The sequence below is a fragment of the Telluria sp. AIW5 genome (assembly GCF_056680575.1).
Map to the genome: position 1 here is coordinate 2,317,232 of NZ_CM155289.1, position 12,721 is coordinate 2,329,952.

Consider the following 12,721-nt stretch of genomic DNA (forward strand, 5'->3'; position numbering starts at 1 on the left):
GAAAAAAAGCCGCCCGGGATGCGGGCGGCTTCATCGATCATTTTCCATCAGGGACGGCGGTCAGAACTCTTCCCACTCGTCGGCCTTTGCCGTCGCACGCGCCGCCGGCTTCAGGGCCGGCCTGGCTGCTGCCGGCGCCTTCGCCGCACGCACCGCCGGTGTCGGACGGACCGCGATCGCACGCGCTGCAACCGTGGCCGCCGGTGCCCCCGCCTGGGCGTCCAGCTTGAACACGCCGACCACTTGCGCCAGCTTCGCCGCCTGCTCCTGCATCGAGGTCGCCGCCGCTGCCGATTCCTCGACCAGGGCCGCGTTCTGCTGGGTCGCTTCGTCCATCTGGCCGATCGAGCGGTTGACCTGCTCGATGCCGCCGGTCTGCTCCTGCGTCGCGTGGGTGATCTCGGCCATGATGTCGGTGACGCGGCGGATCGATTCCACCACTTGCTCCATCGTGGCGCCGGCCTGGTCGACCAGTTTGGCCCCCAGGTCGACTTTCTCGACCGAGTCGCCGATCAGGCCCTTGATCTCCTTGGCCGCCGCAGCCGAACGCTGGGCCAGGGTACGCACTTCCGAAGCGACGACCGCGAAACCGCGGCCCTGTTCGCCGGCACGCGCCGCTTCGACTGCCGCGTTCAGCGCCAGGATATTGGTCTGGAAGGCGATGCCGTCGATGACCCCGATGATGTCGACGATCTTGCGCGATGACTCATTAATCGAACCCATGGTCGTGATGACCTTGCCGACGACGGCGCCGCCTTGGACGGCCACGTTCGATGCCGTGATGGCGAGCTGGTTCGCTTCGCGCGCATTGTCGGCGTTCTGGCGCACGGTGCCGGTCAGCTGTTCCATCGAGGCGGCGGTTTCTTCCAGGGAGGCGGCCTGCTGTTCGGTGCGCGACGACAAATCCATATTGCCCGCGGCGATCTCGCCCGAGGCGCCGCTGATGGTGTCGGTGCCGCCCCGTACTTCGCTGACGATTTTCACGAGGCTGTCGTTCATGTGGCGCAATGCGCGCAGCAGGGCGCCGGTTTCGTCCTTCGCGGTGGCGTCGATGCGGCGCGTCAGGTTGCCGCTGGCGACGGTTTCGGCGAGCGTCACCGCTTCGCGGATCGGACGCACGATGCCGCGCGTGAGCAGCCAGGCGGAGAGGGCGCCCACCAGCACCGAGAGCGCGGCCAGCGTGGCGATCACGTTTTCGCTGCTGTCGGCACGTTCGCCGATCGTGCGCGCGGTGGTGGCGATGTTCGCGTGCTGCATGGCGACCAGCTGCTGCACCGATTCCTGGTAGGCTTTCGCCGCGGGGGTGAAGCGTTCGTCGAGGATGCGTCCGGCCAGCGCCTCGTCGCCGGCCGCCTTGGCCTTGACGGCTTCGTCGCGGGCGGCCGAGTAGGCCTTGCGCTGCGCGCCGATGCGGTCGAACAGGGCTTTTTCTTCGCCGGCCGTGATCAGGGGCTCGATCTGCTTGATCAGCGCGCTCGAGCGCGCGCCGGTCTGGCTGGCGTCTTCCTTGAAATAGGGCCCGAGCGATGCGTCGCTGCTCTTGGCGATGGCGGCCGTACGGCGTACCGCGGCGAAGATCTGCATGTACCACTCGGTGATCAAGCGTTCTTTGGCCAGCGGTTCGGCGAGGACCTGCGCCGTGCTGGCCGCGCCGCTGTTGAGGCGGCCGATGGCGACCGTGGCGATCAGGATCACCATCGCCAGGGTCAGTGCAAAGCCGAGCGCGAGCCGCTTGCCGATGTTGAGGTTATTGAAAAAGCCCATCACATTCCTGCCTATCCGAATAAGTGAAGATCGAATGTAACCTTGTCTCATGGCAATTGCAATTGCATCTCAGCTATATCCATAGGCGCAGGGGGCAGCGGGAGGAGAGGTGTTGCCATTGCGAAACAGTTCGCGCTTGCGGGCTGCGTGCCGGGGCGTGGAAACGGCAGCGTCAGCCCGACGGCGGTCTGGTCATGACAATGTTGGCGCCCGTTTAAGGTATAATTTCTATTTCCCGCGCGTGCCATTCGGCACCTTCAGCACAATGACCAAATTTGTATTCGTCACTGGCGGCGTCGTGTCTTCCCTGGGCAAGGGAATCGCGGCCGCTTCCCTCGCTGCGATCCTCGAATCGCGCGGCCTCAAAGTCACGATGCTCAAGCTCGATCCCTACATTAACGTGGATCCGGGCACGATGAGCCCGATGCAGCACGGCGAAGTCTTCGTTACCGACGACGGCGCCGAGACCGACCTCGACCTCGGCCACTACGAGCGCTTCATCAGCACCCGCATGAAAAAGGTGAACAACTTCACCACCGGCCAGATCTATGAATCGGTGATCCGCAAGGAACGCCGCGGCGAGTACCTCGGCAAGACCGTGCAGGTGATCCCGCACATCACCAACGAGATCCAGGACTACATCCGCCGCGGCGCCGAAGGCGTCGACGTCGCGCTGGTCGAAATCGGCGGCACCGTCGGCGACATCGAGTCGCTGCCCTTCCTTGAAGCGGCGCGCCAGCTGTCGCTGCGCGCCGGCCGCAAGTCGACCGCCTTCGTGCACCTGACCCTGGTGCCCTACATCGCATCGGCCGGCGAACTGAAGACCAAGCCGACCCAGCACAGCGTGCAGAAGCTGCGCGAGATCGGCATTTCGCCGAACGCGCTGCTGTGCCGCGCCGACCGCCGCATCCCGGACGACGAGCGCGCCAAGATTTCGCTGTTCGCCAACGTCGAAGAGCAGGCCGTCATTTCGGTCTGGGACGTCGACACCATCTATAAAGTGCCGCAGGTGCTGCACGACCAGGGCCTGGACGACATCATCCTCGAAGCGCTCGGCATGGAAGCCCCGCCGGCCGACCTGTCGATGTGGACCAAACTGATCCACACGCTGGAAAACCCGAAGCACGAAGTCACGATCGGCATGGTCGGCAAGTATGTCGACCTGACGGAATCGTACAAGTCGCTGACCGAAGCACTGCGCCACGCCGGCATCCATACCGAAAGCCGCGTCAACATCGAATACCTCGACTCGGAAGAGATCGAAACGAGCGGCTGCGAGCAGCTGGGCAAGTACGACGCCATCCTGGTCCCGGGCGGCTTCGGCAAGCGCGGCGTGGAAGGCAAGATCATGGCCGCGCGCTATGCCCGCGAAAACAAGATCCCTTACCTCGGCATCTGCCTGGGCATGCAGGTCGCGCTGATCGAATACGCGCGCCACATGGCCGGCCTGCCGAACGCGAACTCCACCGAATTCGACCTGGAAACCGACCAGCCGGTCGTCGCCCTGATCAACGAGTGGCAGAACCACGACGGTAAAGTCGAGCAGCGCGACGAGAACTCGGACCTCGGCGGCACCATGCGCCTGGGCGCCCAGACCTGCGCGGTGAACCCGGGCACGCTGGCCGCCGAGATCTACGGCAGCGTCGTGACCGAGCGCCACCGCCACCGCTACGAAGCCAACAACCACTATCTGCCGAAGGTGGAAGCGGCCGGCCTCGTCGTCGCGGCGCGTACCCCGAACGAAGACCTGTGCGAAATCATGGAACTCCCGCGCACCGGTCCAAATTCGCACCCGTGGTACATGGGCGTACAGTTCCACCCTGAATTCAAGTCGACCCCGCGCAGCGGCCACCCGCTGTTCACGTCGTTCATCCAGGCTGCGCTCGCGCACCAGTCGGCCAATACCCAGACTGCGGCGAATGCACCTGCTTTGCAAGGAGACGCAGCATGAAGCTTTGCGGCTTTGAAGTAGGCCAGGACCAGCCGATCTTCCTGATCGCCGGTACCTGCGTGATCGAATCGCGCCAGATGGCGATGGACGTCGCCGGCACGCTGAAGGAAATCACCTCGGCACTCGGCATCCCGTTCATCTATAAATCGTCCTTCGACAAGGCGAACCGCTCGTCGGGCACCTCGTTCCGCGGCCCCGGCCGCGAGAAGGGCCTGGAGATCCTCGCCGACGTCAAGCGCACCATCGGCGTGCCGGTGCTGACCGACGTCCACACCGAGGAAGAGATTCCTGAAGTGGCGAGCATCGTCGACGTGCTGCAGACCCCGGCCTTCCTGTGCCGCCAGACCGATTTCATCAACGCCTGCGCCCGTTCGGGCCTGCCGGTGAACATCAAGAAGGGCCAGTTCCTGGCCCCGGGCGACATGAAGAACGTGATCGACAAGGCGCGCAACGCGGCACGCGCGGCCGGCCTGAACGAAGACAACTTCATGGCCTGCGAACGCGGTGCCTCCTTCGGCTACAACAACCTGGTCTCGGACATGCGTTCGCTCGCCATCATGCGCGAATCGAACTGCCCGGTGGTGTTCGACGCCACCCACTCGGTGCAGCTGCCGGGCGGGCAGGGCACGTCCTCGGGCGGCCAGCGCGAGCATATCCCGGTGCTGTCGCGCGCGGCAGTCGCCGCGGGCATCGCGGGCCTGTTCATGGAGACCCATCCGGATCCGGCCAACGCGATGTCGGACGGCCCGAACGCGGTGCCGCTGGCGCGCATGAAGGAACTGCTCACGACCCTGGTCGACATCGACCGCGTGGTCAAGAAGGCGGGCTTCCTCGAGAACAGCTTCAAGATCTGATGTAACCAATTAGCTCGAACGTCGAGGCGCTCTCACAGGCGCCTCGACTTTCATGTGCGAGACGATTTTTCACCTTTGGAGATGTAAACATGAGTGCTATCGTTGATATTATCGGCCGCGAGATCATTGACTCGCGCGGCAATCCGACCGTCGAATGCGACGTCCTGCTGGAGTCCGGCGTGATGGGCCGTGCGGCTGTGCCGTCGGGCGCGTCGACCGGTTCGCGCGAAGCGATCGAACTGCGCGACGGCGATCCGAAGCGTTACTTCGGCAAGGGCGTGCTGCAGGCCTGCGAGAACATCAACACCGAGATCAGCGAAGCCATCATGGGCCTGGACGCCAACGAACAGGCCTTCCTCGACCGCACCCTGATCGACCTGGACGGCACCGAGAACAAGAGCCGCCTGGGCGCCAACGCGATGCTGGCCGTCTCGATGGCCGTGGCGAAAGCCGCCGCTGAAGAAGCGGGCCTGCCGCTGTACCGCTACTTCGGCGGTTCGGGCGCGATGCAGATGCCGGTGCCGATGATGAACGTCATCAACGGCGGCGCGCACGCCGACAACAACCTGGACATCCAGGAGTTCATGATCATCCCGATCGGCGCCCCGTCGTTCAAGGAAGCGATCCGCTACGGCGCCGAAGTGTTCCACACGCTGAAAAAGATCCTGCACTCGAAGGGCCTGTCGACCGCGGTCGGCGACGAAGGCGGCTTTGCCCCATCGGTGACCAACCATGAAGAAGCCATCAAGCTGATCATGCAGGCGATCGAGCAGGCAGGCTACGAGGCCGGCACGCAAATCGCCATCGGCCTCGATTGCGCCGCGAGCGAATTCTACAAGGACGGCAAGTACGTTCTCGAAGGCGAAGGCCTGTCGCTCTCCGCGACCGACTTCACCAACATGCTCGCCACCTGGTGCGACAAGTACCCGATCATCTCGATCGAAGACGCGATGCATGAAGGCGACTGGGAAGGCTGGGCGACGCTGACCGCAGCACTGGGCAAGCGTGTGCAGCTGGTGGGCGACGACCTGTTCGTCACCAACACCAAGATCCTCAAGGAAGGCATCCAGAAGGGCATCGCCAATTCGATCCTCATCAAGATCAACCAGATCGGCACCCTGACCGAGACCTTCGCCGCCATCGAGATGGCCAAGCGCGCCGGCTACACCGCCGTGATTTCGCACCGTTCGGGAGAGACCGAAGACTCGACCATCGCCGACATCGCGGTGGGCCTGAACGCCCTGCAGATCAAGACCGGCTCGATGTCGCGTTCGGACCGCATGGCCAAGTACAACCAGCTGCTGCGCATCGAGGAAGACCTCGGCGATGTCGCCAGCTATCCTGGCCGTGACGCGTTCTACAATCTGAAGTAATCTGTCGTACCTTCGCGGGCCGGCCATCGTGGTCCGGCCCGCGTTCCAATACTGCCCGCCATGCGCATCATTACGCTCGTTCTCGCCGCCCTGCTGTTGCTGATCCAGTACCCTTTGTGGCTGGGGAAGGGCGGCATGCTGGCCGTCTCCGACATGAAGGACCAGGTCAAGCTGGCGCAGGTCCATACCGACGGGCTCAAGGCGCGCAACGCCAAGCTCGAATCGGAAGTGCGCGACCTGCGCGAGGGCCTCGGCTCGGTCGAGGAACGCGCGCGCCTGGAACTGGGCATGATCAAGCAGAACGAAATCTTCGTGCAGGTACTGCGCAAGGACGAAAAGCCGACCGAGTCGATGACCGTCCCGCCGCCGCCGCCACCGCCGAAAGCGGGCAAGGGCGGCCACGAGGCCGTCGAGTCGCACTAATCCATGGATACCGATCACGATCGAGCGCAGGGCGATCCTGCGCCGCAGCTGGCGACCCTCGAGGCGCTCGCCGCTTGCCTGGCTGCCGCCTTCGACAGCGGCGGTGGCGCCATCCTCATCGACGCCTTTGCCCACGCCGCGCGCGCGGAAGGCACGGCGCACCTGGCCGCGGCCGCCGGCTTGCCGCAGGCCGAGTTGCGCCAGGCGTTTGCCAGTGGGGAGATGAGCATGGCCACGACCCTGGCGATCATGAAGGTGATCGATTTGCATATGCCTGGCGCGGCGCACTGAATCTCGCCACGATTGTTCGCCTGTGCGTTGAACGCGTGGGCGGGGAACCCGCCCACCCTACGGGGCTATGCGTCGCACACAGGCCTGTGGCGATGTGTCGTGCAGGTCGATCAGACCCGTAGGGGGCGGCTCTGCCGCCCACGCGTTCAACCAGCCGTCGATCTGCCGCGCCACGTCGCCGCTATTCGATCAAGGCCTTCACCAGCGTCCGCTCCCCCATCTTCGCCTCCTGCCGCACCATCAGCTGCGTGCCCTTGGCAAACCAGAAGGTCGACACCGACCCCGGCCTGTTGTAATCCGTCGTCACCACCCAGCAATCGACCGGCCCCGCCGGTCCCGCGATCGTGGCCGCACCGGTCACCTTGAAGGTGTAGCGCTGCGGCGGCGTCGGGCCGCCGGGATGGTAGAAATTGATGCGCGCCTCGTAACCCGGCGCCAGCGGCAGCGCCTGCAGGAATTCGATATCGGCTTCGAAATTGAAGGTCGGCTCCGGCGAGGCGACCGACAAGTCCTTCTGCGTATTGTCGGCGAGGCCAGCCATGCCCGTGATGCGGTCCGGTGCAAAGGCAAAACCTTCGACCACGCGCTTGCCCTCGCGTTCGGTGATGCGTTCATGGGTGCGCGGGCGGAAGGTGCCGGCGTCGAACCAGGAGTCGATCAGGCGCACCGAAGGCGTCGGCGCCACGCCATCCCAGCGCTGGCGGATGCGCAGCAGCTGCTTGCCGCCGCGTTCTTCGAATGTCACTTCGCGCGTCCAGATGTCGGCCGGCGTGCTGGCCTCGCCAAGCTTCATGAAGCGCAGGTAGCGGTGCGTGCCTTCCTTGACGAGCGCAAAACGGGGGAGGGCGGTACCGACGTCGACATCGTCGGCGACGTGGTTGGCAAACGCGGCGCCGGCGGGAGCCAGCAGCAGCAGGGAGAGTGCAAGACGCTTGAACGCATGCATATATTTTTGCCTTTCCGCAAAAATATAATTGTGCCCCAGAATCGAACGCCAGTTTCCCTTCAATTGTCACCGGGCGCCGAAAACGGCCTAGAATGTTCGCTATCTCTTCACGTAAAAGGAAGCGCACCATGAGCCAGCAACATGCCACAGGACCGTTCGATGTGACCGTCACCCCGCAAGGCCAGCCCGAGGTGCGCGACGGTGTCACGACCGGGCGCATGGCGATCGACAAGCACTACCACGGCGCACTCGAGGGGACAGGCGTCGGCGAGATGCTCTCGGCGATGACGACCACCGAAGGCTCGGCCGGCTACGTGGCGGTCGAGCGCGTGAGCGGCACGCTGCAGGGCCGCAGCGGCAGCTTCGTCGTCCAGCATACCGGCACGATGGCGCGCGGCGCGCAGTCGCTGTCGATTACGGTCGTGCCCGATTCCGGCACCGGCGAACTGGCGGGCATTGCCGGCACCATGCGCATCCGCATCGAGGAGCGCAAGCATTTCTACGAATTCGACTACATCCTGCCGCAGGCATGAGTGTTCCCATGACGCCCACCATCACTGCCTTCGAAAAATCCCCGGACCGCGGCCGCGGCCTGGCGCGCGACATGCGCGTGCGCTGGGCTTTGGAGGAAGTCGGCCAGCCCTACGAGGTGCGGCTGGTGTCCTTCGACGCGATGAAGCAAGCATCGCATCGCGCCGTCAATCCCTTCGGCCAGATTCCGACCTATGAAGAAGGCGAGCTGGCCCTGTTCGAATCGGGCGCCATCGTGCTGCATATCGCGCAGCAGCATGCCGGACTGCTGCCGCCCGAGGCCGACGCGCGGGCGCGCGCGATCACCTGGATGTTCGCCGCCCTGAACACGATCGAGCCGCCGATCCTCGAGCTCCAGATTGCGGTTATTACCGAGGGTAACGAACCCTGGACCCAGCAGCGGCTGCCTGGCGTCAAGGACCGCATCCGCAAGCGCCTGGCCGAGCTGTCGGCTTACCTCGGGAACGACGATTGGCTCGACGGGAATTTCAGCGCCGCCGACCTGCTGATGGTGACGGTGCTGCGCCGCCTGGGCGCATCGGGCTTGCTGGACGAGTATCCGAAGCTCGCGGCCTATATCGCGCGCGCCGAAGCGCGGCCGGCCTGGCAGCGCGCATTCGCCGCGCAGCTGGCGGTGTTCAACAACGCATCGGCGGGGCCTCCTTCAGGAAGCTGAATCCGGGCCGTCCGACTCGACGAAGTCCTTGAGCCGGCCGAGCGCGTTTTCCCATTGGCGGCCGATGGCGTCGAGGCTGCGCCGCGCCTCGTCGATGCGTTCCGGCGCCAGCTGCCAGCGCCGCTCGCGCCCCCTTTTTTCGTCGCGCACGAGTCCCGCATCGGCCAGCACCTGAAGGTGTTTGGTCACCGCCTGGCGGCTCATGGCCGTGCTCGTGGTGAGCTGGGCGATCGACAGCAGGCTGCCCGCGCAGAGCAGGGAGACCAGCTGCAGGCGGGTCGGGTCGCCCAGGGCCGCGAACACATCGGCCAGCTGTCCGGGTTGCTTGTCAGCCGCCGACATGGCGCGCGATGTGCCCGACCTGCGCATCCCAGCCCTGGCTGTTCATGCGGAAGGCCTCCAGGCGGCGCTGCGCCGGCACCTTGTCGAAACCGGATTCGACGACGGTCAGGCGGGTGCCGCTGTCCGGTGTGTCCTGCAGCGTAAACGTGACCAGGGTCGGCGCTTCCTGCGTGTAGTCGACGCCGGGTTCGATCGCGTACGGGTGCCAGTAGAACGACAGCAGTTGCTCGGCATCGACGCGCTCGACCCGTGCTTCGAATTGCAGGTGTTCGTAGCCGGGATGGGTGATGTGCCCGCGCACCTGTCCGCCCGCAACAAAAGCCTGGTCCTTCAAATTGACGCCGAACCAGCTGCCGAATTCCTCGGCGTTGACGAGCGCGCGCCATACCCGCGCGCGCGGGGCCTTCATGTCGATGCTGCGTTCGATGCGGTCGGTGCTGGTGCTGGCGCTCATGTCTGGGTCTCCGATTGATTAGGGAAATATCACGCAACCGAATGGTTGCATGTTTTACCGGGAAGTGCAAGCCGGGGGGGCGGGCGGCGGCGCGCGCATGAATGGGACCCTGCAATGCTTCCGGTTTGTTGCGAACAGGCAACCAATAACTGCCGAACACAAGAATTTCTGGAGGGAACGTAACGCTTTGTCGACGCTCCCTTACCCCAAGCGTATATTTACTTGAGCAAGATTATTCCTGCAGCTGTTTTTCCTGTTGAGTTTTTATACGTAATCAAGAAAGAGACGACTCACCCATGAATCACTTCTTCAACAACCTGCGTATCGGCACCCGGCTGACCCTTGCCTTTGCGCTCATCCTGGTACTCGCCACCATCGCCACCGCGTCCGCGCTGCTGGCGGCCCGCTCCAGCGCCCGCGCGACCGAGGAGATGATGGCCGTGCCGCTGGCCAAGGAGCGCCTGGTCTCGAGCTGGAACACGATGACCTATTCCGCGATCGCCCGTACTTCGCTGATCGCGCGCAGCACCGATACCACGCTCAGCGCCGTGTTCGCCAAGACGATCGCGGACAGCGTGACCACGTCCACCGAACTGATCAAGCAAATCGAGCCGCTGCTGACCTCGGAGGAAGAGAAGGCAAAGCTCGCCAACGTCAAATCCCTGCGCGCCAGATACCAGGCACTCAAGGTGCAGGTGATGGACGCCAAGAAGGCCGGCGACGCCGCCACTGCCGAGCGCCTCTACACGGACGGCTTCGACCCGGCCGCCCAGGCCTATTCCGCCGCGCTGCAGGACCTGCTGGCCTTGCAGCGCAAGACGATCGACCAGATGAAAGATGCGATCCAGGCCGACTTCGAAGGGCGCGCCCACCTGTCCCTGCTGCTCAGCGGCTTCATACTGCTGCTGGGCGCGTTTGCCGCCGTGGCGATCACGCGCTCGATTACCCGTCCGCTGCAGGACGCGGTACGGGTGGCCGAAGCCGTCGCCGGCGGCGACCTGACGAGCAGCTTCGACCGCCAGCGCACGGATGAGGTCGGGCACCTGTTGCAGGCCCTGCACACCATGAACGACGGCCTGGTCAGGGTGGTGTCCGAGGTCCAGCAAGGCACCCGCGCGATCGCCGGCGCATCGAGCGAGATCGCCACCGGCAACCTCGACCTGTCCGCCCGTACCGAGCAGCAGGCCGGGGCGCTCGAGGAAACCGCGTCCTCGATGGAAGAACTGACCTCGACCGTGCGCCAGAACGCCGACAGCGCCACGCAGGCCAACCAGCTGGCGCAGGACGCCTCGACGGTGGCGGTGCGCGGCGGCCAGATCGTGGGGCAGGTGGTCGACACCATGGGCGCGATCGACACGGCATCGCGCAAGATCGTCGACATCATCGGCGTCATCGACGGCATCGCCTTCCAGACCAATATCCTGGCGCTGAATGCGGCGGTGGAGGCGGCCCGGGCCGGCGAGCAGGGCCGCGGGTTTGCCGTCGTGGCGAGCGAAGTGCGCAACCTCGCGCAGCGCTCGGCGACGGCCGCCAAGGAAATCAAGGCGCTGATCGGCGACTCGGTCGCCCAGGTCAACACCGGGACGACCCTGGTGCAGCAGGCCGGCGCCACCATCGGCGAGGTGGTCGCCAGCGTTGCGCGGGTGACCGAGATCATGGCCGGCATCACGGCCGCCAGCCGCGAGCAGAGCATCGGCATCGACCAGGTCAACGAGGCGATTTTGCAGATGGACCAGACCACCCAGCAAAACGCGGCGCTGGTCGAAGAGGCCGCCGCAGCCGCGGCCAGCATGCAGGAACAGTCGGCGCGCCTGGAACAGCTGGTGTCCCACTTCACCCTCGCCGGCGCCCCGGTTGCCGTGGCGCGACCGTCCCGGGGGGCGGCGCCACGTCGCGTGACGGCATCCGTCAGGGCAGCCTGAGATAGCTGGAGACAGCTGGGGTCAGGTCTGACATTCGGACTTCCGCCTTGGCGCGACCTCTGCCTTATTCGGCCTGTTATTGTTGAGGCCGTGTCCAAATGTCAGACCTGACCCCAGGTTTTTGCTTAGTCCGACGAAGCGTCGCCTTGCATCGAACCGGCGCCCTGCTCGAGGAAGGAGCGCAGCATCCAGGCGTTCTTCTCGTGCACTTCCATGCGGGTCGTCAGCATGTCGGCGGTCGGGAAATCGTCGAGCTCGTCGGCGACTTTCACGCCCGCGCGCAGGGTGCGGGTCAGGATTTCGTTGCCGTCGACCAGCTGGCGGATCATTTCCTTGGCCGAAAGCACCTCCGGCTCTTCGCTGATGCTCGACAGCTCGGCATAGCGCTTGTAGGTGGCCGGTGCGAAGTGGCCCAGGGCGCGGATGCGTTCGGCGATGTCGTCCAGCGCATTCCACTGCTCGGTGTACTGCTCCTCGAACATCACGTGCAGGGACGAGAACATCGGCCCGGTGACGTTCCAGTGGAAATTGTGCGTCTTCAGGTAGAGCATGTAGGCGTCGGCCAGGACGGTCGAGAGCGAGGCGACGATTTTTGCGCGGTCCTCGGTGTTGATGCCGGTATCCATGTGCATTGCATTTCTCCTGTAGTGAGGACAGTGTTTTGTTGAAACTTCAACACTGCTAACAATGCAACAGCTTAGCACCGGCCGGAAAGCTGGATGACCGGCTGACCCGTTTCAATTCCGGGACATTCGTATCGCTTGGCTAGGAAGCCAGTGCCTGCAGCACCTCGCGCACCTGCGGCGGGATCGGTACCGACGTGTTGCTGCGCCGGTCCACGTACACATGCACGAAATGCCCGGCCGCCGAGGGCAGCGGCTCGTCGTCGCGGAACAGGGCCAGTTCATAGCGCACGCTCGAATTGCCGAGTTTGGCAACGCGCACGCCGACGTGGATCGTATCGGGGAAGGAGATGGAACTGAAGTAGGAGCAGCTCGTTTCGACCACGAAGCCGACGATATCGTCCTTGTGGATGTCGAGCACGCCGCGGTCGATCAGGTAGCGATTGACCGCGGTGTCGAAGAAGCTGTAGTAGTTGACGTTGTTGACGTGCCCGTAGCTGTCGTTGTCCATCCAGCGCGTCGGTAGCGCGAGCAGGTGGGGGAAGGCGGAGCGGGGCGTGTCGCGCATCGT

General features: G+C 64.7%; 14 protein-coding genes. 8 read left to right on the forward strand and 6 right to left on the reverse strand.

Annotated features, from left to right (window positions below; genetic code table 11):
- Positions 1-60: 60 nt before the first annotated feature.
- Positions 61-1,764 (reverse strand): methyl-accepting chemotaxis protein, encoded by a 1,704-nt coding sequence (locus AC1MEM_RS10170; protein WP_499477016.1) that lies wholly within the window; start codon positions 1,762-1,764, stop codon positions 61-63.
- 265 nt (positions 1,765-2,029) lie between these two features.
- On the opposite strand from AC1MEM_RS10170, the gene pyrG reads away from it, so the two are divergent.
- The 5 genes from pyrG to AC1MEM_RS10195 all read left to right on the forward strand — a co-directional run bounded on the left by pyrG (position 2,030) and on the right by AC1MEM_RS10195 (position 6,656).
- Positions 2,030-3,715, forward strand: coding sequence for a CTP synthase (gene pyrG / locus AC1MEM_RS10175; RefSeq protein WP_499477017.1), 1,686 nt, complete (start codon positions 2,030-2,032; stop codon positions 3,713-3,715).
- Positions 3,712-4,569, forward strand: a complete 858-nt coding sequence (gene kdsA / locus AC1MEM_RS10180) for a 3-deoxy-8-phosphooctulonate synthase (RefSeq protein WP_499477019.1) — start codon at positions 3,712-3,714, stop codon at positions 4,567-4,569. The genes pyrG and kdsA overlap by 4 nt, the downstream gene beginning before the upstream one ends.
- An 89-nt stretch (positions 4,570-4,658) precedes the next feature.
- Positions 4,659-5,942 carry a phosphopyruvate hydratase gene (gene eno, locus AC1MEM_RS10185; protein WP_499477021.1) on the forward strand — a complete coding sequence of 428 codons (1,284 nt, stop codon included), beginning with the start codon at positions 4,659-4,661 and terminating at the stop codon, positions 5,940-5,942.
- Between the two features lie 60 nt (positions 5,943-6,002).
- Positions 6,003-6,365: a cell division protein FtsB gene (ftsB, locus tag AC1MEM_RS10190; protein WP_499477022.1), complete on the forward strand. Its 363-nt coding sequence runs from the start codon at positions 6,003-6,005 to the stop codon at positions 6,363-6,365.
- 3 nt (positions 6,366-6,368) lie between these two features.
- A complete protein-coding gene (locus AC1MEM_RS10195) occupies positions 6,369-6,656 on the forward strand; it encodes a hypothetical protein (protein ID WP_499477023.1) in 288 nt (95 codons plus the stop codon).
- Between the two features lie 181 nt (positions 6,657-6,837).
- On the opposite strand, the gene AC1MEM_RS10200 is transcribed toward AC1MEM_RS10195, so the two are convergent.
- A complete protein-coding gene (locus AC1MEM_RS10200) occupies positions 6,838-7,602 on the reverse strand; it encodes a DUF3108 domain-containing protein (protein ID WP_499477024.1) in 765 nt (254 codons plus the stop codon).
- Positions 7,603-7,730: 128 nt separating this feature from the next.
- Here AC1MEM_RS10200 and AC1MEM_RS10205 point away from each other — a divergent pair, with 128 nt between their 5' ends.
- Entirely contained in the window at positions 7,731-8,135 is a 405-nt protein-coding gene (locus AC1MEM_RS10205; protein WP_499477026.1) for a DUF3224 domain-containing protein, read from the forward strand.
- An 8-nt stretch (positions 8,136-8,143) separates the two neighbouring features.
- Positions 8,144-8,809 (forward strand): glutathione S-transferase family protein, encoded by a 666-nt coding sequence (locus tag AC1MEM_RS10210; RefSeq protein WP_499477027.1) that lies wholly within the window; start codon positions 8,144-8,146, stop codon positions 8,807-8,809.
- Here the strand turns inward: AC1MEM_RS10210 and AC1MEM_RS10215 are convergent.
- Both AC1MEM_RS10215 and AC1MEM_RS10220 read right to left on the reverse strand, forming a co-directional pair.
- Positions 8,798-9,151 carry an ArsR/SmtB family transcription factor gene (locus AC1MEM_RS10215; RefSeq protein WP_499477029.1) on the reverse strand — a complete coding sequence of 118 codons (354 nt, stop codon included), beginning with the start codon at positions 9,149-9,151 and terminating at the stop codon, positions 8,798-8,800. The two genes, AC1MEM_RS10210 and AC1MEM_RS10215, sit on opposite strands and share 12 nt — an antisense overlap.
- Positions 9,138-9,605 (reverse strand): SRPBCC family protein, encoded by a 468-nt coding sequence (locus tag AC1MEM_RS10220; RefSeq protein WP_499477030.1) that lies wholly within the window; start codon positions 9,603-9,605, stop codon positions 9,138-9,140. The genes AC1MEM_RS10215 and AC1MEM_RS10220 overlap by 14 nt, the downstream gene beginning before the upstream one ends.
- Before the next feature lie 296 nt (positions 9,606-9,901).
- Between AC1MEM_RS10220 and AC1MEM_RS10225 the strand changes: the two genes are divergently transcribed.
- Positions 9,902-11,527: a methyl-accepting chemotaxis protein gene (locus tag AC1MEM_RS10225; protein WP_499477032.1), complete on the forward strand. Its 1,626-nt coding sequence runs from the start codon at positions 9,902-9,904 to the stop codon at positions 11,525-11,527.
- A gap of 125 nt (positions 11,528-11,652) precedes the next feature.
- Here the strand turns inward: AC1MEM_RS10225 and AC1MEM_RS10230 are convergent, their stop codons facing one another.
- Together AC1MEM_RS10230 and AC1MEM_RS10235 are read right to left on the reverse strand one after the other, a co-directional pair.
- Positions 11,653-12,159 (reverse strand): Dps family protein, encoded by a 507-nt coding sequence (locus AC1MEM_RS10230; protein WP_499477033.1) that lies wholly within the window; start codon positions 12,157-12,159, stop codon positions 11,653-11,655.
- Positions 12,160-12,292: 133 nt separating this feature from the next.
- Positions 12,293-12,718 (reverse strand): acyl-CoA thioesterase, encoded by a 426-nt coding sequence (locus tag AC1MEM_RS10235; RefSeq protein WP_499477034.1) that lies wholly within the window; start codon positions 12,716-12,718, stop codon positions 12,293-12,295.
- Positions 12,719-12,721 lie beyond the last annotated feature (3 nt).